The 25277-nt window shown below is 66.6% G+C and carries 20 protein-coding genes; 11 read left to right on the top strand and 9 right to left on the bottom strand.

Translation table 11 applies throughout. The features are described 5' to 3' along the window. Positions 1–23: 23 nt before the first annotated feature. From truB to rimP, 6 genes are all read right to left on the bottom strand, one after another. Positions 24–962: a tRNA pseudouridine(55) synthase TruB gene (gene truB / locus BMY25_RS08575; RefSeq protein ID WP_092496230.1), complete on the bottom strand. Its 939-nt coding sequence runs from the start codon at positions 960–962 to the stop codon at positions 24–26. Beyond that, positions 962–1396: a 30S ribosome-binding factor RbfA gene (gene rbfA / locus BMY25_RS08570; RefSeq protein WP_092496229.1), complete on the bottom strand. Its 435-nt coding sequence runs from the start codon at positions 1394–1396 to the stop codon at positions 962–964. The genes truB and rbfA overlap by 1 nt, the downstream gene beginning before the upstream one ends. A 104-nt stretch (positions 1397–1500) precedes the next feature. After that, on the bottom strand, positions 1501–4554 hold the full coding sequence (gene infB / locus BMY25_RS08565) for a translation initiation factor IF-2 (protein ID WP_092496228.1): 3054 nt from the start codon (positions 4552–4554) through the stop codon (positions 1501–1503). A 65-nt stretch (positions 4555–4619) separates the two neighbouring features. After that, a complete protein-coding gene (locus BMY25_RS08560; protein WP_092496227.1) occupies positions 4620–5270 on the bottom strand; it encodes an RNA-binding protein in 651 nt (216 codons plus the stop codon). Next, positions 5267–6865, bottom strand: coding sequence for a transcription termination factor NusA (nusA, locus tag BMY25_RS08555; protein ID WP_092496226.1), 1599 nt, complete (start codon positions 6863–6865; stop codon positions 5267–5269). The genes BMY25_RS08560 and nusA overlap by 4 nt, the downstream gene beginning before the upstream one ends. Positions 6866–6885: 20 nt before the next feature. After that, positions 6886–7470, bottom strand: coding sequence for a ribosome maturation factor RimP (rimP, locus tag BMY25_RS08550; protein WP_092496225.1), 585 nt, complete (start codon positions 7468–7470; stop codon positions 6886–6888). A gap of 168 nt (positions 7471–7638) precedes the next feature. Here rimP and BMY25_RS08545 point away from each other — a divergent pair, with 168 nt between their 5' ends. Continuing rightward, a complete protein-coding gene (locus BMY25_RS08545; protein WP_092496224.1) occupies positions 7639–8250 on the top strand; it encodes a nucleotidyltransferase family protein in 612 nt (203 codons plus the stop codon). A gap of 48 nt (positions 8251–8298) precedes the next feature. On the opposite strand, the gene BMY25_RS08540 is transcribed toward BMY25_RS08545, so the two are convergent. Genes BMY25_RS08540 through sppA form a run of 3 tightly spaced genes read right to left on the bottom strand, consistent with a single transcriptional unit; the run spans position 8299 to position 9901 of the window. Continuing rightward, the gene (locus tag BMY25_RS08540) at positions 8299–8640 is read right to left on the bottom strand and encodes a LapA family protein (RefSeq protein WP_092496223.1); all 342 of its coding nucleotides are present in this window, start codon (positions 8638–8640) and stop codon (positions 8299–8301) included. Between the two features lie 4 nt (positions 8641–8644). Further along, positions 8645–8932, bottom strand: a complete 288-nt coding sequence (ihfB, locus tag BMY25_RS08535) for an integration host factor subunit beta (RefSeq protein WP_092496222.1) — start codon at positions 8930–8932, stop codon at positions 8645–8647. 9 nt (positions 8933–8941) lie between these two features. Then, on the bottom strand, positions 8942–9901 hold the full coding sequence (gene sppA / locus BMY25_RS08530) for a signal peptide peptidase SppA (RefSeq protein ID WP_092496221.1): 960 nt from the start codon (positions 9899–9901) through the stop codon (positions 8942–8944). A 142-nt stretch (positions 9902–10043) separates the two neighbouring features. Here sppA and mutS point away from each other — a divergent pair, with 142 nt between their 5' ends. The 10 genes from mutS (at position 10044) to ahcY (ending at position 25185) form a co-directional block, all read left to right on the top strand. Continuing rightward, positions 10044–12773: a DNA mismatch repair protein MutS gene (gene mutS / locus BMY25_RS08525; protein ID WP_238858229.1), complete on the top strand. Its 2730-nt coding sequence runs from the start codon at positions 10044–10046 to the stop codon at positions 12771–12773. Positions 12774–12894: 121 nt separating this feature from the next. Then, positions 12895–13395, top strand: a complete 501-nt coding sequence (locus BMY25_RS08520) for an invasion associated locus B family protein (RefSeq protein WP_092496220.1) — start codon at positions 12895–12897, stop codon at positions 13393–13395. A gap of 44 nt (positions 13396–13439) precedes the next feature. Beyond that, complete coding sequence (locus BMY25_RS08515) at positions 13440–13961, top strand: SH3 domain-containing protein (RefSeq protein ID WP_177176789.1); 522 nt, start codon at positions 13440–13442, stop codon at positions 13959–13961. A gap of 119 nt (positions 13962–14080) precedes the next feature. Next, entirely contained in the window at positions 14081–16885 is a 2805-nt protein-coding gene (locus tag BMY25_RS08510) for a [protein-PII] uridylyltransferase (RefSeq protein WP_092496218.1), read from the top strand. After that, complete coding sequence (murJ, locus tag BMY25_RS08505; protein ID WP_092496217.1) at positions 16882–18450, top strand: murein biosynthesis integral membrane protein MurJ; 1569 nt, start codon at positions 16882–16884, stop codon at positions 18448–18450. The genes BMY25_RS08510 and murJ overlap by 4 nt, the downstream gene beginning before the upstream one ends. Before the next feature lie 150 nt (positions 18451–18600). Then, positions 18601–19653 carry a tryptophan--tRNA ligase gene (gene trpS, locus BMY25_RS08500; RefSeq protein WP_092496216.1) on the top strand — a complete coding sequence of 351 codons (1053 nt, stop codon included), beginning with the start codon at positions 18601–18603 and terminating at the stop codon, positions 19651–19653. A gap of 229 nt (positions 19654–19882) precedes the next feature. Beyond that, on the top strand, positions 19883–21790 hold the full coding sequence (dnaK, locus tag BMY25_RS08495) for a molecular chaperone DnaK (RefSeq protein ID WP_092496362.1): 1908 nt from the start codon (positions 19883–19885) through the stop codon (positions 21788–21790). 74 nt (positions 21791–21864) lie between these two features. Beyond that, complete coding sequence (gene dnaJ / locus BMY25_RS08490; RefSeq protein WP_092496361.1) at positions 21865–23007, top strand: molecular chaperone DnaJ; 1143 nt, start codon at positions 21865–21867, stop codon at positions 23005–23007. Positions 23008–23078: 71 nt separating this feature from the next. Further along, positions 23079–23681, top strand: a complete 603-nt coding sequence (locus BMY25_RS08485) for a class I SAM-dependent methyltransferase (RefSeq protein ID WP_092496215.1) — start codon at positions 23079–23081, stop codon at positions 23679–23681. Positions 23682–23784: 103 nt separating this feature from the next. Then, positions 23785–25185, top strand: a complete 1401-nt coding sequence (ahcY, locus tag BMY25_RS08480; protein ID WP_092496214.1) for an adenosylhomocysteinase — start codon at positions 23785–23787, stop codon at positions 25183–25185. The last annotated feature ends 92 nt before the right edge of the window (positions 25186–25277 follow it).

Below are 25277 nucleotides of genomic sequence, written 5' to 3'. Positions count from 1 at the left end.
CATCCCTTGAGTTGGCCGGCACTTCAGCCGGCGAGATTGAACACACGTTTGGGATTGAATGCGCCTTGGTCGATCTCGCCGAGCGCGACGGGAAGGCCGTCGAAGATCGCGTAAGCGGGACCGGATATGACGGGCGCGTCCCGTCCTCTCAAGATGACGGCCTGCCCTCGTTTGAGGCGGGCCGCATCGCGGTCAGTCATCAGCAGGGCCGGGATGCCGTCCAGCGCTGTTTCGACCGATCGTAAAGCACTGGCGGCCAGGAGGCCGTCAGCAGCGTCGAGGTTATGACGCATTTCGTTGAGTTCTTCCAGCGGAATCATGAGATCCTCGCTGAAGGGACCCACCATCAGCCGGCGCAGGCCGACGATATGGCCGCGCGTGCCGAGCCGACGACCCATGTCGCGCGCCAGGGCACGTACGTAGGTCCCCTTGCCGCATTCGGCGAGAAACACGGCAGTATTCTCGTCCGGGCATTCCGCCAGATCCAGTCGGTGCACCACGATCTCGCGTGCCTCAAGCTCCACCGTCTCGCCTTCGCGCGCGAGGTCGTAGGCGCGCTCGCCCGCGATCTTGATGGCGGAATAGGCGGGCGGGATCTGCAGGATATGTCCGGTGAACTCGGGGATGACCGCCTCGATCTCCGCGCGGGCGGGGCGCACGTCTGAGGTCTCGATCACCGGGCCTTCGGTGTCGTCGGTCGCCGTCTCCTCGCCCCAGCGGACGACGAAACGATAGACCTTGCGGCCGTCCATCACATAGGAAACGGTCTTGGTCGCCTCGCCCAGAGCGATCGGCAGACAGCCGGAGGCGAGGGGATCGAGCGTGCCGGCATGACCGGCCTTCTGGGCGTTGAACAGGCGCTTGACCCTGGCAACGGCCTCGGTGGACGTCATGCCGAGGGGCTTGTCCAGCACTACCCAGCCATCGACCTTGTTGCCGTGCTGCTTGCCGCGACGTCCCATCAGGCCTTGTCCTCTGCGTCGTCGTCGCCCTGGTCCTCGTCCCCGAGATCGCGAACGACGTCGGGCGAGCGAAGCAGCGCGTCGATCCGGCGGTCGTCCTCGAAGCGTGTATCGAGGCGGAAACGAAGGTCCGGGATCGAGCGCATCTGGCTGATGGCCGGAGCCATTCGGTTGCGCAGAAAGCTGGCGCCGTGGTTCAGCGCGGCCAGAATGGCGTCGCTCTGGCTCTCGACGAGCGGAGCGACCAGTACCGTCGCGTGGCGAAGATCGGCCGACATGCGGACTTCCGCGATGGTGATCAGGTGGCCCTGCAGATGCGGATCGCTGAATTCCCCGCGCGAGAGGACTTCAGCCAGCGCGTGACGTACGAGTTCGCCGACACGCAGCTGACGCTGCGAGGCCTGACCGGGTTTGGATGGTTTTGAACGGCTCATCTCGGATCATCTGTGAGGGGCGGACGGCGTCATGTCGTATGGCGTGACGCGAACGGCAGAACCCCGGCCCGACGGGCCGGGGTTCTCTCTGCTTGCGGACCCGCTTAGAGCGTGCGGGTGATCATCTCGACGCGGAAGCACTCGATGACGTCGCCGACGCGCATGTCCTCGTAGCGTTCGAAGGCCATACCGCATTCCTGACCGCCGTTGACCTCGCGGACCTCGTCCTTGAAGCGCTTCAGCGTGGAGAGCTTGCCCTCGTGGACGACCACGTTGTCGCGGATCAGGCGGACACCGGAACCGCGTTCCACCTTGCCTTCGGTGACGCGGCAACCCGCGACCTTGCCGACCTTCGTGATGTTGAAGATCTCCAGGATCGAGGCGTAACCGATGAAGGTTTCGCGACGCTCAGGCGGCAGCAGGCCGGACATGGCCGACTTAATGTCATCCACGAGATCGTAGATGATGCTGTAGTAGCGGATCTCGACGCCCTCGCGGGTCGCCGCATCGCGCGCCTGCTTGGAGGCACGAACGTTGAAGGCGATGATCGGAGCCTTGGAGGCGGCGGCAAGGCTGACATCGGACTCGGTGATGCCACCGACGCCGGAGTTCAGGATCTGCGCGCCGACTTCCTCGGTGCCGAGCTTGGTGAGCGAGGCGACGATCGCCTCGACCGAGCCCTGCACGTCGCCCTTGACGACGACCGGGAACAGCTTGCGGCCGGCGGTCTGCAACCGGCTCATCATCTGCTCCAGCGAGCCACGGGCGCCGGCCATGCTGGCCGCCTGCTTCTCGCGGCGAACGCCTTCGCGATATTCCGTGATTTCACGGGCGCGGGCTTCGTTCTCGACGACGCCCAGGCGATCGCCGGCTGCCGGCGTCCCCTGGAAGCCGAGAACTTCGACCGGCATGGACGGGCCGGCTTCCTTCACCTGCTCGCCGCGATCGTTGAGCAGGGCACGAACGCGGCCCCACTGGGCACCGGCCACGACGATGTCGCCGACATGCAGCGTGCCGCGCTGGACTAGAAGCGTGGCGACCGGGCCGCGACCGCGATCCAGCTGGGCTTCCACCACGATGCCTTCGGCGTCGCGCTCCGGATTGGCCCGAAGATCGAGCACTTCCGACTGCAGCAGGATGGCTTCCAGCAGCTTGTCGAGGTTGGTCTTCTGCGTGGCAGAGACTTCCACTTCGAGCGTGTCGCCGCCCATGCTTTCAACCTGGATCTCGTAGCGAAGCAGCTCGGTGCGAACATGGTTCGCATCGGCGCTCGGCTTGTCGATCTTGTTGATCGCAACGATGATCGGCACGTTGGCTGCGCGAGCGTGGTTGATCGCCTCGATCGTCTGCGGCATCACGCCGTCGTCGGCCGCGACGACCAGGATGACGATGTCTGTCGCCTGTGCACCACGGGCACGCATCGCCGTGAAGGCTTCGTGGCCGGGGGTGTCGATGAAGGTGATCTTCTGGCCGTTCTGCTCGACCTGATAGGCACCGATATGCTGCGTGATGCCGCCGGCTTCGCCGGACACCACGTTGGCATGGCGGATGGCATCGAGCAGAGAGGTCTTGCCGTGGTCGACGTGGCCCATGATGGTCACGACCGGCGGACGCTGCTGCAGGTCGTCGGTCACGTCGGCGACGCCGAAGAGGCCTTCCTCGACGTCCGAGGCGGCGACGCGGCGCACATTGTGCCCCATCTCTTCCGCGATCAGCTGCGCCGTGTCGGCATCCAGGATGTCGGTGATCTTGACCATGTTGCCGGAGCGCATGAGCAGACGGATCACGTCCACCGCACGCTCGGCCATGCGGTTGGCGAGGTCCTGCACGGAGATCGCTTCCGGGATCACCACGTCGCGAACGATCTTCTCGTTCGACGGGTTGAAGCCGTGCTGCTGGCGCATCTGCTTTTCGCGCTTGCGGCGCACAGATGCCAGCGAACGTTCGCGATCACCCTCGGTCGTCTCAAGGGCGTTGGTGACGGTCAGGCGGCGACGGCCTTCGCCACCGGGAGTGGCCTTCGTGCGGGCGGGCTTCGGAATCTCGATCCGCTTCGGACGATTGAGCGAGGAGGGAGCTTCCGGGCCGCGAGGCGCGGCACCGGCCGGACGGCCCGCCGCGGTCGGGCGAACGCCGGGCGCGGATGCACCACCTGAAGGACGCGAGGATGCGCCCCCCGGACGGGCGGAGGAACCGCCATCATTGCCAAGACGGCGGCGCGCTTCTTCCTCGCCCCGCTTCTTGGCCTGATCCTCGGAGGCACGACGGGCGTCTTCCTCGGCGCGACGGGCTTCCGCCTCGGCACGCTCCTTGGCGAGCCGGACATCCTCCTCGGCGCGACGCTTTGCGTCCTCTTCCGCCTGGATGCGCTCACGGGCCTCGCGAACGCGAGCCTCCTGGAGAGCAAGCGTACGGGCGTCGCGCTCATCGGCGGTCAGCGTGCGAAGCACGACGCCGCTGCGGTTGCGCTGCTCGGGACGGCGCTGCTGCTGGCCCTGGTTCGGACCCTGTGCCTGCGGACGGCCACCGGCACCGGCGCCTGCTGCACCGCGACCGGCTGCTGCCGGACGGTTCTGGCCGGCCGGCGCGGCGCTGGTGCGCTGCGCGGGAGCCGGTGCAAGCTGGCGGGGCTGGCCGCCGGCTCGATTGGCCAGCTGTGCGGCCGTGGGCTGAACCGTGCCGGTACGGGAAGCCGGAGCGGGGGCTGCAGGAGAGGGGGCTGCAGGAGAGGGGGTTGCCTGAGCCGGAGCCGAAGGAGCTTCGGTTGCTGCCGGAGCGGAGGCTGCTGCCTCAGCGGCTGGGGCAGCACTTTCCGCGGCCGGGGCCGTTGCGGGAGCGGCAGGCTCGGCCGCGACGGTCGGTTCGGGACTGGCGGGCTGGGGAGCCTGGACCTGGATCACCGGCGGCTTGCCTGCGGCGGCCTGCGGCGCAGTTTCCTGGGCGGCAGGCGCCGGTTGCCGTGTGTCGGTCTGGGCTGTCGACTCGACGTCGCGCTCGTTCGGGGCGGAAACGAAGCGGCGCTTCTTCTCCACCACTACCGACTTGGAACGCCCGCCGGAAAAGCTCTGGCGGACTACATCCGAGCCGCCCTTCAGGGACAGCGTCTTGCGTCCCTCGACCCGGATCGTCTTGTCGCCTTTGCTGGTCGTATCATTCATTCGTCGTCGTTCCTGGCGTCGTCTGGCGGAAGGTCCGCTGTGTCGGTCGGGGTTTCGCGGGCAAGCTAGTCCGCAGCGCCGATGTAGCGCCGGAGGCGAATGCTCGCATCCACGAAACTTCTGCCTGCCGGGCTGTGAAGTACGGCAGCATGTATCACATTTGGCCGGCCCAATGCCAAACCCAATTCTTCCGTCGCGAAGATGCGGATGAGCTGGGGCCTCGGGACAGGCGTCTCGCTACTTGCAAAGCGGCGTCGAAGTGCCGCCTCGATCTTTCGTCTGCCGTCGTCGGCGCCATCGCTGGCCGTCACGAGGCCGGCCAGCTGGTCGCGCGCGATGGCGGCTTCCACCTTGGAGAAGCCCGCCACCACGGCGCCTGCCTTGCGGGCAAGGCCGAAGCGGCCAAGCGCCAGTTCGCGGAGCCGGGCCTCGACCTGGTCGGGCAGCTCCGCCGGTGCCTTCACCGCCGCCTTGAGGCTGCGGGCGAAGAGGTTCTTGCGCACGGCTTCCGCCACACGCTCACGATCGAGGCTGACCCACACCCCACGACCCGGAAGACGACGCCGGAGATCGGCGACGACCGTGCCGTCGGGAGCGGGCACGAAGCGGATGAGATCCGTCTCCGGCAACACCTGGCGCGTGACGATGCACGTGCGCTCGCGTTCCCGGCCCAAATCGTCCGCTTCGACAGTCTCTATCGCGTCCGCTTCGCTCAAACGGCGGCAGCCTCCTCGACTTCCTGCTCTTCGGCGACGGTTTCATCCTCGGCGGAGATGATCCCCGCCTGGACGCGCGCCGCCATGATCATCTCTTCCGCTTCCTGGCGGGAGATCTCGAAGCCCTGAAGGGCTCCTTCGAAACGTTTGGTCTCGCCGTCCTTGCGCTCCGTCCAGCCCACGAGGTCGTCGGCGGCGCAATAGGCGAGGTCCTCGACCGTCTTGACGTCGTTCTGGCCGAACGCCACCAGCATCGCGGTCGTCACGCCGGGAACGCTCTTGAGATCGTCCTCGACGCCAAGCTTGCGGCGCTCCTCGTCCTGCTCGTTCTCGATCTGCTCGAGATATTCCCGCGCACGGGTCTGCAGTTCCTCGGCGGTATCCTCGTCGAAGCCCTCGATCGAGGCAAGGTCGTCGAGATCGACGAAGGCCACTTCCTCAAGCTTGGCGAATCCTTCCGAGGCCAGGAGCTGGCCAACCATCTCATCCACATCGAGCGCTTCGGTGAAGAGTTCGGTCCGCTCGGTGAATTCCTTCTGCCGGCGCTCCGATTCCTCGTCCTCGGTCATGATGTCGATATCCCAGCCGGTGAGCTGGGACGCCAGACGCACGTTCTGTCCGCGACGACCGATCGCAAGAGATAGTTGGTCGTCGGCGACCACGACTTCAATACGTCCGGCGTCTTCGTCGAGAACAACCTTCGAGACTTCCGCCGGTTGCAGCGCGTTGACGATAAAGGTCGCCGCGTCCTGCTGCCACGGAATGATGTCGATGCGCTCGCCCTGCAACTCGCCGACGACCGCCTGGACGCGGCTGCCGCGCATGCCGACGCAGGCGCCGACGGGGTCGATCGAGGAATCGTTGGAGAGCACCGCGATCTTGGCGCGCGAGCCCGGATCGCGGGCGACCGACTTGATCTCGATGATGCCGTCGTAGATCTCCGGCACTTCCATGGTGAAGAGCTTCGCCATGAACTGCGGATGGGTACGCGACAGGAAGATCTGCGGACCGCGCTGCTCGCGGCGCACGTCGTAGACATAGGCGCGGATACGATCGCCGTACTTGAAGGTCTCGCGCGGGATCAACTCGTCGCGGCGGATCATCGCCTCGCCACGGCCGAGATCGACGATTACGTTGCCGTATTCGACGCGCTTCACCGTGCCGTTGACGATCTCGCCGATGCGGTCCTTGAAGTCCTCGTACTGACGGTCGCGCTCGGCGTCGCGAACCTTCTGCATGATGACCTGCTTGGCCGACTGCGCGGCGATGCGGCCGAAATCGAGCGGCGGAAGCGGCTCGGAAATGAGGTCGCCGACCTGCGCGGACGGATTGCGCAACCGCGCGTCGTCAAGCGCGATCTCGGTGGAGAAGTTCTCCGGCACGTCGACCACCTCGAGGAGGCGCTGCAGTCGGATCTCGCCGGTGCGACCGTCGATCTCCGCGCGGATCTCGGTGTCCGCGCCATAGCGCGACCGGGCCGCCTTCTGGATCGCGTCTTCCATCGCGGCGATCACGATCTTGCGGTCGATCGTCTTCTCCCGCGCGACAGCGTCGGCGATCTGGAGAAGTTCGAGCCTGTTGGCACTGACAGCCATCGATGTGCTCCGTCTGCTGGTCAGCTAGCGTTGTCGGTTTCGTCCGCCTGATCGGCGGCCGGAATGTCGTCGGGCGTCTTGGCCCGGGCGGCGCGTGCGCCGGCATCGTCGATCAAGGCATCGGTCAGCATCAGCTTGGCTTCCGCGATATCGTCGAGCGGCACGAAGGTCTCGTTGCCCTCCACGCCGTCGAGCCGGACACCCACGGTGTCGTCCTTGACACCGAGCAGGGTGCCGCGGAATTTCTTGCGCCCGTTCACGAGAACCGCCGTCTCGAGTCGCACCTCATGGCCCGACCAGAGGTCGAAATCCTTGGCGCGGGTCAGCGGCCGGTCGATACCGGGGGAGGAGACCTCGAGATGATATTCGCGATCGATCGGATCGTCGACATCGAGAGCCGGGGAAACAGCGCGGCTGATATCCTCGCAACCTTCCACCGTCATGGTGCCGTCCGGCCGCTCCGCCATGATCTGCAGCGTCATGCCGTTGAGGCCGGAAATCTTGATGCGCACGAGCTCATAGCCGAGATCTGCCACGACCGGCTCGACAATATGGGCGACGCGCGCTTCGGTCCCCGTTTCACGTATCAGACGACGAGTGTTCATCAGGCTCCGCAACCGCCGCCATCCCCGTGGGCTGACCGGCGGGCAATAAAAAAGAGCGGGACCGGCGGGACCCACTCTCGAAAAGGCTTACGAGATGTTGAAGTTCATATACTCCGGTAGTCGCGGAAGTTCAAGGCCCGGGAATCCGGGCGGGAAAGGGAGGCGGCCATGAGGGGAAACGTCGACGTGGCGGAAGACGAGCGCCGGGCGCGGCTGGAAGCGATCGTCCGCGCCGATCCGACGCTGATGCTGCTGCTTCGCACGCTCCGCTCCGTCGACCTGCCGCAATGGCGGCTGGCGGCGGGGTGCCTCTACCAGACGGTGTGGAGCGTCCTCTCGGACGTCCCCCGCGGGACGGGGATCCGCGACTATGACATCGTGTATTTCGACGCCGATCCCTCGTGGGAGGCCGAGGACCGGGCGATCCGCCGCGTCGGCGACGACCTGAAGAAGGTCGGGTTCGAGGGGGTGGCCGAGGTGCGAAACCAGGCGCGGGTGCATCTCTGGTACGAGGAGCGCTTCGGCGCGCCCTATGCGGCGCTCGCCTCGGCCGACGAAGCGCTTTCCCGCTATGCCGCCATCGTCCATGCCGTGGCGGTGCGGCTGGGGCCGGACGATCGGCTCGACATCGCCGCGCCCTTCGGGCTGGCCGATCTCTTCGACATGGTGATCCGGCCGAACGAGGCGAACCTTGCCCCCGGAAGTTACCTCGCCAAGGCGGAGAGGGCGCGGGCGATCTGGCCGCGGCTCACCGTGCTGCCCTGGCACCGGGAGGGCTGAAACCCGGGAGGGCCTAGGGAGAAGGGGCCGAGGAAGAAGAGGCCGGGCTCAGCGCTTGGTTGTCAGCAAAAGGGTCGGGCTTTTCTCCTCCGGCTCGCTGTCTTCCACGCGCTTGCGCCAGCGGCGCGCCTCGCGACCGTTGTCTCGCGCCGCCCGGCGATGGCGGCGCTGGCCGCCCCAGGTCACCAGTGCGCCGATCAGCGCGCCGATCACGAAGGTCGCGAAGGCGACCTGATAGAGCGCGAGCTGGATCTGGAGGACCGGATCGGCCGGGTTGAACGGGTTCAGGTGGATCGTGACGGCCTGATCGTTGGCCAGGGCCAGGATGGCGATCACCACCAGGATCGGAAGCAGGATCACCCATTTGATCAGCGTGCCAAACCAGCTCAAAACGTCACTCCTCGCCTTCGTTCAGACGTTCGCGCATCTCCTTGCCCGTCTTGAAGAAGGGGATGTACTTTTCCGACACGGAAACCTGCTCGCCGGTGCGCGGGTTCCGACCCGTGCGCGCCGGCCGGTTCTTCACCGAGAACGCGCCGAAGCCCCTGAGCTCCACCCGGTCGCCGCGCGACAGCGCCGACACGATCTCCTCGAGGATGGCGTTCACGATGTGCTCGACATCCCGCTGGTAGAGATGCGGATTCTGCTGGGCGATCCGCTCGATCAGCTCCGACTTGATCACCGATGCCCCCTAGCGACTGGATTGCGCAGGCTGCCAAACGGCCAGGAGCCCGTCAACCGAGAGCTGCCTGGGCAGGAAGGCCTGGGCGAAGGGGGCGAGGTCGTCGGACACTCCGAGGAGGCGGAGGAGGCCGGCGACGGCATGATTGCCGAGGAAGGGCAGGCCGCCCTGCTTCTTCTTCCACTCCACGAGGGGAAGCGAGGCGGAAACGCCCTTTTCCTTTTCAAGCCAGGCGCGGGCATCGTCCTCGTCGCCCACCTGGTCGATCAGGTGGTTGGTGACGGCCTGCCGCCCGGTGAAGACGCTGCCGTCGGAAAGTTTGCGCGCATCCGGCTCCGACATGCCGCGGCGATCCGCGACGAGGCCGACGAACCAGTTGAAGCTGTCGTTGATCATCGACTGCAGCATGGCGGTCGCGGCCGGGTCGGTCGGCAGGAAGAGCGAGGGCTGGCCCTTCAGGGGCGCGCTCTTGATCTCCTCGTACTTGACGCCGAGCTTGTCGAGCAGGCCTTCGATATGGCCGTATTCCAGGATCACGCCGATGGAGCCGGTGATCGTGGTGTCGCCGGCGAAGATGCGGTCGGTGGCGATCGCCGTCATGTAGGCGGCGGAGGCGCCGAGCCCGTTGATCACGGCCACGGTCGGCTTCTTGGCATCGGCGTCGCGGATCGCCTTGTAGAGCGCCTCGCCGCCGGAAGCCGCGCCGCCCGGAGAATTGATGCGGATCAGGATCGCCTTGACGGAGGAGGACGCGGCCGCCTTGCGGATCTGCTCGACCGCATCGGGCCGCGCGCCGATGAAGCCTTCCACGTCGATGCGGGCGACCTGCGGCTGCGCGCGCTTCAGCGAGGGCGCGTTGAAGCCCGCCGCGATGAGGATGGCGGCCACAAGGATCACGAAAGCGGCGATCCGCCAGAAGCTTGCCCGCCGCCTCAGGCGCCTGCGCTCCAGAATTTCGTCCGCATCCATTAATCGGTCTCCTCTAGGACTTCCGCAGTAGCAGCCCGGGGCGCCCGGTCGCAAGCGGCTGATTTGATTCACGAATGCGGTTTGATGTGGGCGAAGCGCCTGTCGCTCGCCGAAACTCGTGCCGATCTGCTAACGTCGCGCCATGCAGCACGTGCAGACGACAGAGAGCGGCGAGGATCCGGCCGCGCAGCGCATCACGCCGATGATGGAGCAATACATGGAGATCCGGGCGGTGAACCCGGATTGCCTGCTGTTCTATCGCATGGGCGATTTCTACGAGCTTTTCTTCGACGACGCGGTGATCGCCTCCAAGGCGCTGGGCATCACGCTGACCAAGCGCGGCAAGCATCTGGGCGAGGACATCGCCATGTGCGGCGTGCCGATCCATGCTTCCGACGATTACCTGCACAAGCTGATCGCCAAGGGCTTCCGCATCGCCATCTGCGAGCAGACGGAGGACCCGGCGGAAGCGCGCAAGCGCGGCTCCAAGTCGGTGGTGCGGCGTGCCGTCACGCGGCTGGTGACGCCGGGCACGCTGACGGAAGAAACGCTGCTGGATTCCGCCCGCAACAATTTCCTGGCCGCGCTCGTGCGCGTGGCGGGCTCCGAGGACGAGGGCGTGCGCTTCGCCGTTTCCTGGGTCGACATCTCCACCGGCGAGTTCCGCGTCGGCGAAGGCGCGCCGTCCGGCCTTTCCGCGCTGCTGGCCCGGATCGAGCCGCGCGAGGTGCTGGTGCCCGACCGGCTGGCGCAGGATCCGGAAATCCGCGCGGCGATCGCCGACGTCCACGCCGCGCTGACGCCGCTGCCCGGCTCCTTCTTCGACGCGGCGACGGCCGAGACGCGTCTCGCCACCACTTTCGGCGTGCAGACGATGGATGGCTTCGGCGCGTTTACCCGGGCGGAGTTCTGTGCCGCCGCCGCGCTGATCGCCTATGTCGACAAGACGCAGATTTCCCGCCGCCCGCCGCTGGAGCCGCTCCGCCGCGTGGCCGACCGCGAGACCATGCGCATCGATGCGGCGACGCGGGCGAACCTCGAACTCTTCCGCACGCTCTCCGGCTCGCGCGCCGGCAGCCTCTTCGCCGCCATCGACCGAACGCTGACCGGGGCGGGCTCCCGGCTTCTGGGCGAACGTCTCGCCAACCCGCTCTGCGATCCGGGGGCGATCGAGCACCGGCTGGCGGCCGTCGCCTACATGCTGGAAGCGGCCGATCTTCGCCGCGATCTCCGCGCGAGGCTGGCGCAGGCGCCGGACATGGTGCGCTCGCTCTCGCGGCTGGCGCTGGAGCGCGGCGGCCCGCGCGATCTCGAAACGATCCGCGTGGCGCTGAAGAGCGCCTCCGCCATTTCAGACCGCATGGGGCGGCAGGCGCTGCCGCTGCCGCCGGCGATCGCCGAAACCTGTCGCGAACTCGCCCGCGTGCCCGCCGATCTCGCTCATGAGCTCGGCTTCGCTCTCGACGATGAACTGCCGCTGCTGAAGCGCGATGGCGGCTTCGTGCGCGCGGGCTACAGGGCGGAGCTGGACGAGGCGCGGGCGCTGCGGGACGAAAGCCGCCGCGTCATCGCCGCCTTGCAGGCGCGCTACGCGGAGGAGACGGGCGTCCGCGCCCTGAAGATCCGGCACAACAACGTACTCGGCTATTTCGTCGAGGTGAATGCCGGCCAGGCGGCCCCGCTCACCGCCGAGGGTGGTGCCTTCATCCATCGCCAGACGCTGGCGAACGCGATGCGCTTCACGACGGCGGAGCTGGGCGAGCTTGAACGCAGGATCGCCGGCGCGGGCGAGACGTCGCTGCGCATCGAGCTCGGCGTCTTCGATCATCTGGCGGCGGAAGTGGAAAAAGCCTCCGGCGTGCTGCGAGCCGTCGCCAAGGCCCTGGCGGAGCTCGACGTCACCTGCGCCCTGGCGGAACTGGCGGAAGCGGAAAGCTATGTCCGGCCGGAAATCGACGATTCCCTCGCCTTCGACATCAAGGGCGGCCGCCACCCGGTGGTGGAGCAGGGGCTGCGGCGCGAGGGGCAGAGCTTCGTCGCCAACGACACCGATCTCGGCGGAGATGCCGGCGAGAAGGGCGGGCTGATCTGGCTGCTCACCGGCCCCAACATGGCGGGTAAGTCGACGTTTCTGCGCCAGAACGCGCTGATCGCGATCCTTGCCCAGGCCGGTTCCTTCGTGCCGGCGGCGAGCGCCCGCATCGGTGTCGTCGACAGCGTGTTCTCCCGCGTCGGCGCGGCGGACGATCTGGCGCGCGGACGCTCCACCTTCATGGTGGAAATGGTGGAGACGGCGGCGATCCTGAACCAGGCGGGCGAGCGCGCCCTGGTGATCCTCGACGAGATCGGGCGCGGGACGGCGACCTTCGACGGCCTTTCCATCGCCTGGGCGACGGTGGAGAACCTGCACGACGTCAACCGCTGCCGGGCCCTGTTCGCCACGCATTACCACGAGTTGACGGCGCTTTCCGCGCGCCTCAAGCGGCTCCACAACACCACGGTGAAGGTGAAGGAGTGGAAGGGCGACGTCGTCTTCCTGCACGAGATCATGGCAGGTGCGGCCGACCGTTCCTACGGCATCCAGGTCGCCAAGCTCGCCGGCCTGCCGGCGGCGGTGATCGGCCGGGCGAAGACCGTGCTGCAGATGCTGGAAAAGGGCGACCGCACCCGGCCGCAGCAGGCGATGATCGACGATCTGCCGCTGTTCGCCTCCCGGCCGAAACCGTCGGCCGAGGAGCCCGTTGCGGAAAGCCCGACGTTGAAATCGCTGGACGGGATCCAGCCCGACGATCTCACGCCGCGCCAGGCGCTGGAGGCGCTCTACGAACTGAAGCGGCTGCGCCGGCAAGAGGACGACCACACGCGATCGTGACCGCCTTGCGGCTTCGATAAGGCTGAAATCGGGCAGTGTTAACGCCCCGCTAACCTCATCGTTCAACCCTTCGGGCGCGGCACCCAACGCCGTCCACCCGCACGAAGGGACCCCGTTCACGATGAAGCTACAGATCCTGCTTGCACTTCTCACCCTGCTGACCGCGACGAATGCCTGGGCCGCGCCTTCGCGCCTGCTTGAGCGGGCCGGCAGCTGGAACGTGATGACCTACAAGAGCAAGCACGGAAAGGTCTGCTACTTCTACGCACGGCCGCAGACCCGTTCCCCGGCGGGGCTGGACCATGGCGACGTGTCGTTCTTCGTCAGCAGCAGCCCGAAGCAGGGCGTTCTGGGCGAGGCGAATTTCGTCGCGGGCTACGAGTTCCGCGAAGGCTCCGTGGTCGGCGTCGACGTGGACGGCGAGAACTTCACGATGTTCACCAAGAACGACAGCGCGTGGCTTTCCGGCCGCGAGCAGGATCGCAAGCTGCTGCATGCCATGAAGAAGGGCCGCACGATGACGGTTCGGGCGATCTCCGCGCGCGGCAATCCCACCCGCTACACCTTCGCGCTTTCCGGCGTCACCAAGGCCGCCGGCGACAGCCGCAAGGCCTGCCGCTGATGCCGTCCTCGGGTGAGGCCGGTACAAGGACGGCCGGAGCGCGCGTGAGGCTGGCGGGGGCGCTCCTCGTCCTCGCTTTCGTCGCCATGCTGCTGCCGGATGTCTCGGTCGCGGGACCGGCCGCGAAGCTGCCTTTGCCGCGCTTCGTGACGTTGAAGCGTTCCCATACCAATGTCCGAGTCGGGCCGGGCACCGATTATCCGATCAAGTGGATCTTCGTGAAGCCGGCCTACCCCGTCGAGATCTTCCAGCAGTTCGGCAACTGGATGCGGGTGCGCGACTGGACTGGCGAGGAAGGCTGGATCTACCATTTCATGCTGTCGGGAACGCGCAACGCGCTGGTCGCGCCCTGGCTGAAGAAGGGCGTCAACATGCGCACCGGTGCGGCCGTCACCGCGCGTGTCGATGCGGTCCTCGATCCCAGGGTGCTGGTCCACATCCACGAATGCGACGGTTCCTGGTGCGACGTGCAGGTGTCGGGCGACAATTTGCGCGGCTACGTGCGGCAGACCAATCTCTGGGGCGTCTATCCCGGCGAGACGTTGCAGACCTCCGGACTTTGGTAGGGAGGCCGTGGTGGGGCTGGCGGCTGCGGAAGGCGGAGTGCGACGGAGCGGCGCGTGGCCTTTCCCGTGCCTCGATCCGTTAGCAATTGTTGAGACGGGCGTGCTAATTCTGCCGCCGAATGACGATTGCGAACACTGACAGGCATTCCGTGAGCCGTACCCGCCACGTTGAGAGACCCGTTGAAGCCGAAAGGCTCTCCGCCGCCCTGAACGCGATCGCGGAGACGGGCGAACCGACATCGCCCGAGATCCGCAAGCGCATCCTGGCGGAACTCAAGGCGCATCTTGGCGAGGGCCGCGAGGCGATCCGCGCGAAACTCGACGAGGACGGGCGGGGTGGCCTTTGTGCGGAACGCCTGTCCGCGCTGATGGACGGGCTCGTGCGCGCGGTCTTCGACTTCGCCTGCAACTGGATCTGTCCGTCGCCCGACGCTCTGCTTGAAAGCTTCTGCCTCGCCGCCGTCGGCGGCTACGGGCGCGGCCGCCTGGCGCCGCATTCCGACATCGACCTGCTCTTCCTGTTTCCGAGCAAGCAGACGCCGCGCTCGGAAAAGGTGATCGAGTATCTCCTTTATATCCTCTGGGACCTTGGCCTGAAGGTCGGGCACGGCACCCGCACCGTTGCCGAGACGCTGAAATCCGTCCGCGAGGACATGACGATCCGCACGGCGGTGCTGGAAGCCCGCTTTCTCTGTGGCGACCGCGCTCTGTTCGACGAGCTCGTCCGCCGCTTCGATACGGAAATCGTGGCGGGCACCGCGCGCGAGTTCATCGCCGCCAAGCTCGCCGAACGGGATCAGCGCCATGCCCGCTCCGGCGTCTCGCGCTATCTCGTGGAGCCGCAGGTCAAGGATGGCAAGGGAGGCCAGCGCGACCTGCAGACGCTGTTCTGGATCGCCAAATACGTCTACCGGGTTTCCTCCAACGAGGCGCTGGTCGGGGCGGGTCTGCTCAGCCGCGAGGAATACCGGCTGTTCCGCCGCTGCGACGATTTTCTCTGGTCGGTGCGTTGCCACCTGCACTTCCTGGCCAACCGGCCGGAGGAGCGCATCTCCTTCGACGTGCAGCCGGAACTGGCGCGGCGCCTCGGCTACCAGAAGCATCCGGGCATGGAAGCGGTCGAGCGCTTCATGAAGCACTATTTCCTGGTGGCCAAGGATGTGGGCGACCTCACCCGCATCGTCTCCGCCGAACTGGAGGAGCGCGAGCAGAAGAACGTGCCGCGCCTCAGCCGCCTGGTGCGCAGCTTCCGCAATCCCCCGCGCAAGATCGGCGACGGTTCCCGTTTCATGGTGGACCACGACCGGATCAACGTGGCCAACGACCGTGTTTTCGAGAGCGATCCCGTCAACCTTATCCGCTTCTTCCATCAGGCGGCGGCGAGCGACCTGGCGCTGCATCCCGACGCGGTCCGGCTGATCACCCATTCGCTCGGTCGCATCGACCGCGCCGTGCAGCACGATCCCGAGGCCAACCGGCTGTTTCTGGAGATCCTGACCGATCCGGACCATGCCGAGCCGGTGCTCCGGGCGATGAACGAGACGGGCGTGCTCGGCCGCTTCATCCCGGAATTCGGCAAGATCGTCGCGATGATGCAGTTCAACATGTATCACCACTACACGGTCGACGAGCACCTCCTGCGCTCCGTGGGCTTCCTCGCCGGCATCGAGAGCGGGCGGCTGGCGGAGGATCACCCCCGCGCCTGCGAGGTGATGCCGACGCTGAAGGACCGCACCGTGCTCTATGTCGCGCTGTTCCTGCACGACATCGCCAAGGGCCGGCCGGAGGACCATTCCACGGCCGGCGCCCGGGTGGCCCGCCGCCTATGCCCGCGCTTCGGCCTGACGCCGCAGCAGACGGAAACCGTGGCCTGGCTGGTGCAGGAGCATCTCACCATGTCGATCACGGCGCAGTCGCGCGACCTTGCCGACCGACGCACGATCCAGACCTTCGCCAACGTGGTGCAGAGCCTGGACCGGCTGAAGATGCTGATGATCCTCACCGTTTGCGACATTCGCGCGGTGGGGCCGGGGGTCTGGAACGGCTGGAAGGGCCAGTTGTTGCGCACCCTCTACGCCGAAACCGGGACCATGATGACGGGCCGCTTCGAGGAGGCGCGGCAGAGCCGGGCGGTTCCCCATGCCAAGGCGCGGCTGGCGGAGAGCCTGGCCTCCTGGCCGGAAGCGGAGCGGGCGCGCATGCTCGACCTGCACTATCCCGCCTACTGGCTGCGCGTGGACCCGGACCGGCAGGCACGCCATGCCGAACTGATCCGCTCCGCCGACAGCGAGCATCGCAAGTTCGCCTACGAGGTGCGCCCGCTCGCCTTCGAGGGCGTGACGGAGGTGACGCTCTTCACCCCCGACCATCCGCGGCTCCTGTCCATCATCGCCGGCGCCTGCGCCGCGACGGGCGCCAACATCGTGGATGCGCAGATCTTCACCACCACCGACGGCCATGCGCTGGACACGGTTTTCATCTCCCGCACGCTGGACCACGACGAGGACGAGCAGCGGCGCGGCGAGCGCGTGGCGCTCCTGATCGAGCAGGCCCTGCAGGGCCGCGTCCGCATTTCCGAGGCGATGGACAGCAAGGCGCGCAAGAAGCGGCGCGGCGAGGCCTTCTCCATCGAGCCGCAGATCTCCATCGAGAACGAACTGTCCGACCGCCTCACCGTGGTGTCGATCGAGTGTCTCGACCGGACGGGCCTGCTTTACGATCTCACGCGCGGGCTTTCCGAGCTCAACCTCGATATCGCCTCCGCCCATATCGCCACCTTCGGCGAGCGGGCGGTCGACACCTTCTACGTGACCGATCTCGTCGGCCACAAGATCACCTCGCAACGCCGCCAGTCGGAGATCCGGATGCGTCTTCTCGGCGCCATCGGCGGCTCTTCCGCCGCCAGGGAGCAGAAAGCCTCGTGAGCCTCGCTCGTCAGTTTGCCGGCGTGGCTGGCTCCACGCTGGGCAGCCGCCTGTTCGGATTTTTGCGCGAAACGCTGATGGCGCTGGCGCTGGGCGCCGGGCCCTCGGCGGACGCCTTCTATGCGGCGTTCCGCTTTCCCAACCTGTTCCGCCGGCTCTTCGCGGAAGGCGCGTTCAACGCCGCCTTCGTGCCGATGTTCTCGCGCACGCTGGAAGGCGAGGGGCACGAGGCCGCGCAGAAGCTCGCCGACGAGGTGCTGGCCGTGCTCACGCTGGTACTCGGCGGCATCACCGCGCTGGTGATGATCTTCACGCCGCTGATCGTGGCGGCGATCGCGCCGGGCTTCACCAACGACAAGAGCAAGTTCGACCTGACGGTCCAACTCTTCCGGGTGATGTTCCCGTATCTGATCTGCATGTCGCTGACGGCGATGACGAGCGGCATGCTGAACGCCTATCGCCGCTTCATGGCGGCGGCCATGGCGCCGATCCTCCTCAACCTCGCCACCATCGCGGCGCTGCTGATCGGCGTCTGGATGCATGCGGACGGGCCGACGGTCGCCAGGCTGTTGAGCTGGTCGGTGCTGGTCGGCGGCGTGGCGCAACTCGCCACCGTGGTCATCGCGGCGCGCATGATCAAGATCCGCACGCGCCTGATCCGGCCGCGGCTGACCCCGGCCGTGAAACGGATGCTGTGGCTCGCCGCGCCGGTCGCCGTCTCCGGCGGCATCACGCAGGTGAACCTCTTCGTCGGCCAGATCATCGCTTCTGCCCAGCCCGGCGCCATCTCCATCCTGCAATATGCCGACCGGCTCTATCAGCTGCCGCTGGGCGTCGTCGGCGTCGCCATCGGCGTGGTGCTGCTGCCGGAACTCTCGCGCGCCTTGAAGGCCGGCAACGACGTCGAGGCGCGGCACACGCAGAACCGCGCGCTGGAATTCGCGCTGTTCCTGACGCTGCCGGCGGCCGTCGCGCTGTCCATCATCTCCGTGCCGATTATCCGCGTCCTGTTCGAGCACGGCGCGTTCTCGCCCGGCACCACCCTGGCGACGGCCCGCACGCTGGCGGTGTTCGGGCTGGGCCTGCCCGGCTTCGTGATGATCCGCGTCTTCGCGCCCGGTTTCTTCGCCCGCGAAGACACGCGCCGGCCCATGGTCTTCGCGGCGGTCTCCGTGGTCGTGAACGTCGTCCTGTCGCTGGTGCTGTTCCCCTACCTGATCGAGGCGGGACTGGCGGCGGCGGAAACCGCGGCCGGCTGGGTCAACGCGATGCTGTTGCTCTTCGTGCTGCGCCGCCGGGGCCATTTCGAGTTCGATCGCTCCCTGATCCGGCACTTTCCCCGGCTGGTCGTCTCCTGCGTCGTCATGGGCGCGGCGCTCTATGCGGCCAATCATGCGATGGCCGGCATCTTCCAGCCGCATACCGGCTTCGTCCGGCAGCTTGTCGCGCTGCTCGGCCTCGTGTTCGGCGGCGTCGTGGTCTATTTCGCCGCGGTGTTCGTCACCGGCGCGGCCGACATCCGGGGCCTTGCCCGCGGTTTCCTCCGCCGGCGCAAGGCGGCCTGAGGCGATGCGGATTCAGGCTCGTGGCTGTGCCGGACACGGCACGGTCCCGCGCCAAAGCGCCCCGCCCGTCCATTCGCGGGCGCATCGTCCTTGCGCCGCCCGCCCCGACTGCGATAGAGCGCCCGAACAGGAATTCGAGCGTTTCCGCACATGACCAGCTTCAGCCCGCGCGTCTTCTCCGGCGTCCAGCCGACGGGAAACCTGCATCTCGGCAATTATCTCGGCGCCATCGGCCGCTTCGCGGCGCTGCAGTCCACCCATGACTGCATCTATTGCGTGGTCGACCTCCACGCGATCACGCAGGCGCGCTCCGTCTGGGGCGGCCCGGAGGGGCTGCGCGAATCCACCCGCTCGGTGACCGCGGCCTATCTCGCGGCCGGCATCGACCCGGTGAAGAACATCATCTTCAACCAGAGCCAGGTCGAGGCGCATTCCGAGCTCGCCTGGGTGTTCAACTGCATCGCCCGCATGGGCTGGCTGAACCGCATGACGCAGTTCAAGGAAAAGGCCGGCAAGGATCGCGAGAACGCCTCCACCGGGCTCTTCGCCTATCCCAACCTCATGGCCGCCGACATCCTTGTCTACAAGGCGACCCACGTGCCGGTCGGCGAGGACCAGAAGCAGCACCTTGAGCTGGCGCGCGACATCGCGGGCAAGTTCAACAACGACTTCGCCGATGAAATCGCCGGCCAGGGCTTCGGCGAGGCGTATTTCCCGCTGCCGGAGCCGCTGATCCAGGGCGAGGCCGCGCGTGTCATGAGCCTGAAGGACGGCTCCAAGAAGATGTCGAAGTCCGATCCCTCGGACCTGTCGCGCATCAACCTGACCGATGACGCCGACGCGATCGCCCAGAAAATCCGCCGCGCCCGCACCGATCCCGAGCCGCTTCCTTCCGAAGTGAAGGGCCTGGAGGGCCGCGCGGAGGCCGACAATCTGGTGGGCATCTATGCCGCACTCGCCGGCATCTCCAGGGAAGCCGTCATCGCCGAGTTCGGCGGCGCGCAGTTTTCCACCTTCAAGCCGGCGCTGGCGGACCTCGCGGTCCAGAAGCTTGCGCCCATCGCCGGCGAGATGCGGCGGCTGACCGCCGATCCCGGCCATATCGACCAGGTGCTGGTCGATGGCGCCGACCGGGCGCGGGCGATCGCCGAGCCTGTCATGGACGGGGTCAAGGATATAATCGGCTTTATTCGGAAGCGCTGAAAGACGAACCGGATCGTTCGTCCGGCTTAGAATTCCATCAAAGGCCGTTCACGCGCTTGCGAGCAAAAACAGCCCTTCTTATATGAGCCGCAACCCGCAGGAGAACTCGGGAAACCGAGGGGCCCACGGGGTTCAGTGATGTTCTCATGGGGGCTGGTGGAAGCTTGCCGCTTCCCGTCGACGGATGCCCTTGGGTCTGTCCGGCCTGCTGAAAAAGGAGAGAGAAGATATGGCGAAAGTCATCGGCATTGATCTTGGCACGACCAATTCGTGCGTCGCCGTCATGGACGGCAAGACTGCAAAGGTAATCGAGAATTCCGAAGGCGCGCGCACGACCCCGTCGCAGGTCGCCTTCAGCGACGACGGCGAGCGCCTGGTCGGCCAGCCCGCCAAGCGTCAGGCGGTCACCAACCCCACGCGCACCATCTTCGCGGTGAAGCGCCTGATCGGCCGTCGCTTCGACGACCCCAAGGTCAAGCAGGACCAGAGCCTCGTTCCCTACCCGATCGTGCGCGCCGACAGCGGCGATGCGTGGGTGGAAGCGAACTCCGAGAAGTATTCGCCTTCTCAGATCTCCGCGATGATCCTCCAGAAGATGAAGGAAACGGCGGAAAGCTATCTCGGCGAGACGGTCGAGAAGGCGGTCATCACCGTTCCCGCCTACTTCAACGACGCCCAGCGCCAGGCGACCAAGGACGCCGGAAAGATCGCCGGCCTCGAAGTGCTGCGCATCATCAACGAGCCGACAGCGGCAGCCCTCGCCTACGGCCTCGACAAAAGCGAAGGCAAGACCATCGCGGTCTACGACCTCGGCGGCGGCACCTTCGATATCTCCGTGCTGGAGATCGGCGACGGCGTCTTCGAGGTGAAGTCCACCAACGGCGACACCTTCCTCGGCGGTGAGGACTTCGACATGCGCCTCGTCGAGTACCTCGTCGACGAGTTCAAGCGCGAGCAGGGCATGGACCTGCGCAAGGACACGCTGGCGCTGCAGCGCCTGAAGGAAGCGGCTGAAAAGGCGAAGATCGAGCTCTCCTCCTCGCAGCAGACCGAGATCAACCTGCCCTACATCACCGCCGATGCCTCGGGTCCGAAGCACCTGACGATGAAGCTGTCGCGCGCCAAGTTCGAGCAGCTGGTCGACGACCTCGTCCAGCGCACGATCCAGCCGGTCAAGGCCGCGCTGAAGGATGCCGGACTCACGGCCGCCAATATCGACGAGGTCGTTCTCGTCGGCGGCATGACCCGCATGCCCAAGGTGCAGGAAGTCGTGAAGCAGCTCTTCGGCAAGGAGCCGCACAAGGGCGTCAACCCGGACGAAGTCGTCGCCATGGGCGCGGCGATCCAGGCCGGTGTGCTGCAGGGTGACGTCAAGGACGTGCTGCTGCTCGACGTGACGCCGCTGTCGCTGGGCATCGAGACGCTGGGGGGCGTGTTCACCCGCCTGATCGACCGCAACACGACGATCCCGACCAAGAAGGGCCAGGTCTTCTCCACCGCCGAGGACAACCAGGGCGCCGTGACGATCCGGGTCTTCCAGGGCGAGCGCGAGATGGCGGCGGACAACAAGATCCTCGGCCAGTTCGATCTCGTCGGGCTGCCCCCGGCGCCGCGCGGAATTCCGCAGATCGAGGTGACCTTCGACATCGACGCCAACGGCATCGTGCAGGTTTCCGCCAAGGACAAGGGCACGGGCAAGGAGCAGCAGATCCGCATCCAGGCTTCCGGCGGTCTGTCCGACGCCGACATCGAGAAGATGGTGCGCGAGGCCGAAACCAACGCCGAGGCCGACAAGCAGCGTCGTGCGCTGGTGGAAGCCCGCAACCAGGGCGAGGCGCTGGTCCACTCCACGGAGAAGGCCGTCGCCGAGCATGGCTCCAAGGTTGGCGACGCTGAAAAGTCGGCGATCGAGACCGCTCTGGCCGACCTGAAGACGGCGCTGGCCGGCGAGGACCTGGACCAGATCCAGTCCAAGACGCAGGCGCTGGCCCAGGCTTCCATGAAGCTCGGCGAGGCCATGTACCAGCAGGCCCAGAGCGAGGGCGAGAACGGCGGCGAAGCGGCGGCCAAGGACGACGGTGTCGTAGACGCCGACTTCGAGGAACTGCCTGACGAAGACCGCAAGCGGTCTGCCTGAGCCTGAACTGAACCAGACGCCGCCCGGTCGAAAGGCCGGGCGGCTTCCTCTTACCTGAGATGCAGAACCCCTCGATGGCGAAGCGCGATTTCTACGAAGTGCTCGGCGTTTCCCGCACGGCCGACGAAAAAGAACTGAAGTCAGCGTTCCGGAAGCTGGCCATGCAGCTTCATCCCGACAAGAATCCCGACGATCCGACGGCCGAGGTCCGCTTCAAGGAGATCAACGAAGCCTACGAGATCCTGAAGGACCCGCAGAAGCGCGGCGCCTACGATCGCTTCGGCCATCAGGCCTTCGAGGCGGGCGGTGGCGGTTTCGGCGGCGGGCAGGGCGCCGGCTTCTCCTCGTTCACCGATATCTTCGACGACATCTTCGGCGAGTTCATGGGTGGCGGCGCGCGTCGCCCCTCCGGCGGTGGCCGGGAGCGCGGCTCCGACCTGCGCTACAATCTCGAAATCACGCTGGAAGAAGCCTTCACCGGCAAGACCGTCGAGATCGACGTGCCGACCAGCGTCACCTGCGACATCTGCACCGGCTCGGGCGCCAAGCCCGGCACCACCCCCAAGACCTGCCCGACCTGCGGCGGCGCCGGTCGTGTTCGCGCCAGCCAGGGCGGCTTCTTCCACATCGAGCGGACCTGCCCGACCTGCCAGGGCCGCGGCGAGATCGTCGTCGATCCCTGCGGCAAATGCGGCGGCTCCGGCCGCGTCACGCAGAACCGCACGCTGTCGGTCAACATTCCGGCGGGCATCGAGGACGGCACGCGCATCCGGCTCGCCAACGAAGGCGAGGCGGGACTGCGCGGAGGCCCCTCCGGCGATCTCTACATCTTCCTGTCGATCAAGCCGCACGCCTTCTTCCAGCGCGACGGCGCCGACATTTTCTGCCGCGTGCCCGTGTCGCTGACGACGGCGGCCCTGGGCGGCCAGTTCGAGGTTCCGGCCGTCGACGGCTCGCGGACCCGGGTCAAGGTTCCGGAAGGCACGCAGACCGGCAAGACCTTCCGCCTCAAGGGCAAGGGCATGCCGGTGATGCGGGCGCGTCATTCCGGCGACATGCATGTGCAGATCGTGGTGGAGACACCGCAGAGCCTGACCCGCCGACAGCGCGAACTGCTGGAAGAGTTCGAGAAGGTTTCCTCCGCGCAGAACAACCCGGAATCGACCGGGTTCTTCGCGAGGGTCAAAGACTTCTTCGACGTGCTCGGGGACAAATGAAGGCTTCGGCTCTTCTCCTCGGTCCGTTGCGGGAGGCATCGCCAGACTGCACCTGAACTGGGAGAAAGCATTTGACGCAAAGCCGGGAAAGATCTCTCCGAAGCCGTATCGGAGACGATGTTCGTTTCTTCAAGACCTGGACGACCAGCCCGCTCAAGCTCGGCGCGGTGACCCCCACCAGCCGGGCCCTCTCCCGCCTCATGGTGAGGCACGCCAATCCGGATCCGTCCGGTTATGTCCTCGAACTGGGGCCCGGCACGGGCGTGGTGACGGAAGCGCTGCTGGAATACGGTATTCCGGCCGAGCGGATCGTCAGCATCGAGTACGACCGGGATTTCGCCACGCTTCTCCAGAAGCGCTTCCCCGCCGTGAACGTCATCCGCGGCGACGCCTTCGCTCTCGACCAAAGTCTTGGCGCGTTCAGGGATGTCACCTTTTCCGCCGTGCTTTCCGGCGTTCCCATCCTGACCATGCCGCGTGACAAGCGCATCCGCTATATCGAGGCAGCGCTCGACCGGATGCCCGAAACCGGCGTCCTGACCCAACTCTCCTATGCCCTGACCCCGCCGCAGGATCCGGTCCCCGGCCGGTTCACGGTCGACAAGTCCAAGTGGGTTACCTTCAACCTGCCCCCCGGGCGCGTCTGGATGTACCGGAAGCCCACAGCCGGCTGACCAGGCCAAAGGCGCGGTACGCGGACATTCACATTTCTTTATATGTCTTGCCGCGCCATCGGCTCGCGTGATAGCTCAACCCCGAACGAAGATCGGAGACGACATGAGCGCGAGCCAGAATTACGCGGTGAAGGATATCGGCCTGGCCGATTGGGGCCGCATGGAAATCACGATCGCGGAAACCGAGATGCCCGGCCTGATGGCCGTGCGCGAGGAATTCCGTCAATCGCAGCCGCTGAAGGGCGCCCGCATCGCCGGCTCGCTGCACATGACGATCCAGACCGCCGTGCTGATCGAGACGCTGGTCGCACTCGGCGCGGAGGTTCGCTGGGCTTCCTGCAACATCTTCTCCACCCAGGACCACGCCGCCGCCGCGATCGCGGCCGCCGGCATTCCCGTCTATGCCCACAAGGGCGAGACGCTTGAGGAATACTGGGAATTCGCCGACCGCATCTTCGACTTCCCGAACGACGAGCCGGCCAACATGATCCTGGATGATGGCGGCGACGCCACCATGCTGATCCTGATCGGCTCCAAGGCGGAAACCGACCCGAGCGTGCTCGACAAGCCCGGCAACGAGGAAGAGGCGGCCCTGTTCGCCACGATCCGCCGTCGCCTTGCCCGCCAGCCCAATTTCTACTCCAAGGCCAAGGCGGCGATCCGCGGCGTCTCGGAAGAGACGACCACGGGCGTGATGCGCCTCTACGACCTGCAGAAGCGCGGCGAGCTGCCCTTCCCGGCGATCAACGTCAACGATTCCGTCACCAAGTCGAAGTTCGACAACAAGTACGGCTGCCGCGAGAGCCTGGTCGACGGTATCCGCCGCGCGACCGACGTGATGATGGCCGGCAAGGTCGCGGTCGTCTGCGGCTACGGCGATGTGGGCAAGGGCTCGGCGCAGTCGCTGCGCGGCTCAGGCGCCCGCGTCGTGGTGACCGAGATCGACCCGATCTGCGCGCTGCAGGCGGCGATGGACGGCTTCGAGGTGAAGACGCTGGAGCAGGCCGCCCCGACGGCCGACATCTTCGTGACGGCGACCGGCAACAAGGACGTCATCACGCTGGACCACATGCGCGCCATGAAGGACATGGCGATCGTCTGCAACATCGGCCACTTCGACAACGAGATCCAGGTCGCCACGCTGAAGAACTTCAAGTGGCACAACGTGAAGCCGCAGGTGGACCTCATCGAGTTCCCCGACGGCAAGCGCATGCTGCTCCTGTCGGAAGGGCGCCTGGTCAATCTCGGAAACGCAACCGGCCATCCGTCTTTCGTGATGAGCGCCTCCTTCACCAACCAGACGCTGGCCCAGATCGAACTCTGGACCAAGCCGGGCACCTACGAGAACCGCGTCTACGTGCTGCCCAAGCACCTCGACGAGAAGGTCGCCGCGCTGCATCTGGAGAAGCTCGGCGTCTCGCTGACGACGCTTACCGACGAGCAGTCCGCCTATCTCGGCATCTCGCAGACCGGCCCGTTCAAGGCCGAGCACTACCGCTACTGAGGTCGGCTCCCGATCGGGCGGCGCGGGACGGTTCCCGCGCCGCTTCTCCACCGGCTGGGCGGCCCGCACGCTTCCCGGCACGGCGGGGACGC

The sequence above is a fragment of the Faunimonas pinastri genome, from assembly GCF_900110915.1.
Lineage (GTDB): Bacteria > Pseudomonadota > Alphaproteobacteria > Rhizobiales > Afifellaceae > Faunimonas > Faunimonas pinastri.
This window is presented reverse-complemented; position numbering and strand designations above follow the sequence as displayed.

Coding starts and splice junctions, on each gene's coding strand:
- trpS (WP_092496216.1), top strand. CDS start 18,601: ATGACCAGCTTCAGCCCGCGCGTCTTCTCCGGCGTCCAGCCGACGGGA.
- mutS (WP_238858229.1), top strand. CDS start 10,044: ATGCAGCACGTGCAGACGACAGAGAGCGGCGAGGATCCGGCCGCGCAG.
- truB (WP_092496230.1), bottom strand. CDS start 962: ATGGGACGTCGCGGCAAGCAGCACGGCAACAAGGTCGATGGCTGGGTA.
- dnaJ (WP_092496361.1), top strand. CDS start 21,865: ATGGCGAAGCGCGATTTCTACGAAGTGCTCGGCGTTTCCCGCACGGCC.
- rimP (WP_092496225.1), bottom strand. CDS start 7,470: ATGAACACTCGTCGTCTGATACGTGAAACGGGGACCGAAGCGCGCGTC.
- BMY25_RS08520 (WP_092496220.1), top strand. CDS start 12,895: ATGAAGCTACAGATCCTGCTTGCACTTCTCACCCTGCTGACCGCGACG.
- sppA (WP_092496221.1), bottom strand. CDS start 9,901: ATGGATGCGGACGAAATTCTGGAGCGCAGGCGCCTGAGGCGGCGGGCA.
- BMY25_RS08545 (WP_092496224.1), top strand. CDS start 7,639: ATGAGGGGAAACGTCGACGTGGCGGAAGACGAGCGCCGGGCGCGGCTG.
- dnaK (WP_092496362.1), top strand. CDS start 19,883: ATGGCGAAAGTCATCGGCATTGATCTTGGCACGACCAATTCGTGCGTC.
- BMY25_RS08510 (WP_092496218.1), top strand. CDS start 14,081: ATGACGATTGCGAACACTGACAGGCATTCCGTGAGCCGTACCCGCCAC.
- nusA (WP_092496226.1), bottom strand. CDS start 6,865: ATGGCTGTCAGTGCCAACAGGCTCGAACTTCTCCAGATCGCCGACGCT.
- ahcY (WP_092496214.1), top strand. CDS start 23,785: ATGAGCGCGAGCCAGAATTACGCGGTGAAGGATATCGGCCTGGCCGAT.
- rbfA (WP_092496229.1), bottom strand. CDS start 1,396: ATGAGCCGTTCAAAACCATCCAAACCCGGTCAGGCCTCGCAGCGTCAG.
- infB (WP_092496228.1), bottom strand. CDS start 4,554: ATGAATGATACGACCAGCAAAGGCGACAAGACGATCCGGGTCGAGGGA.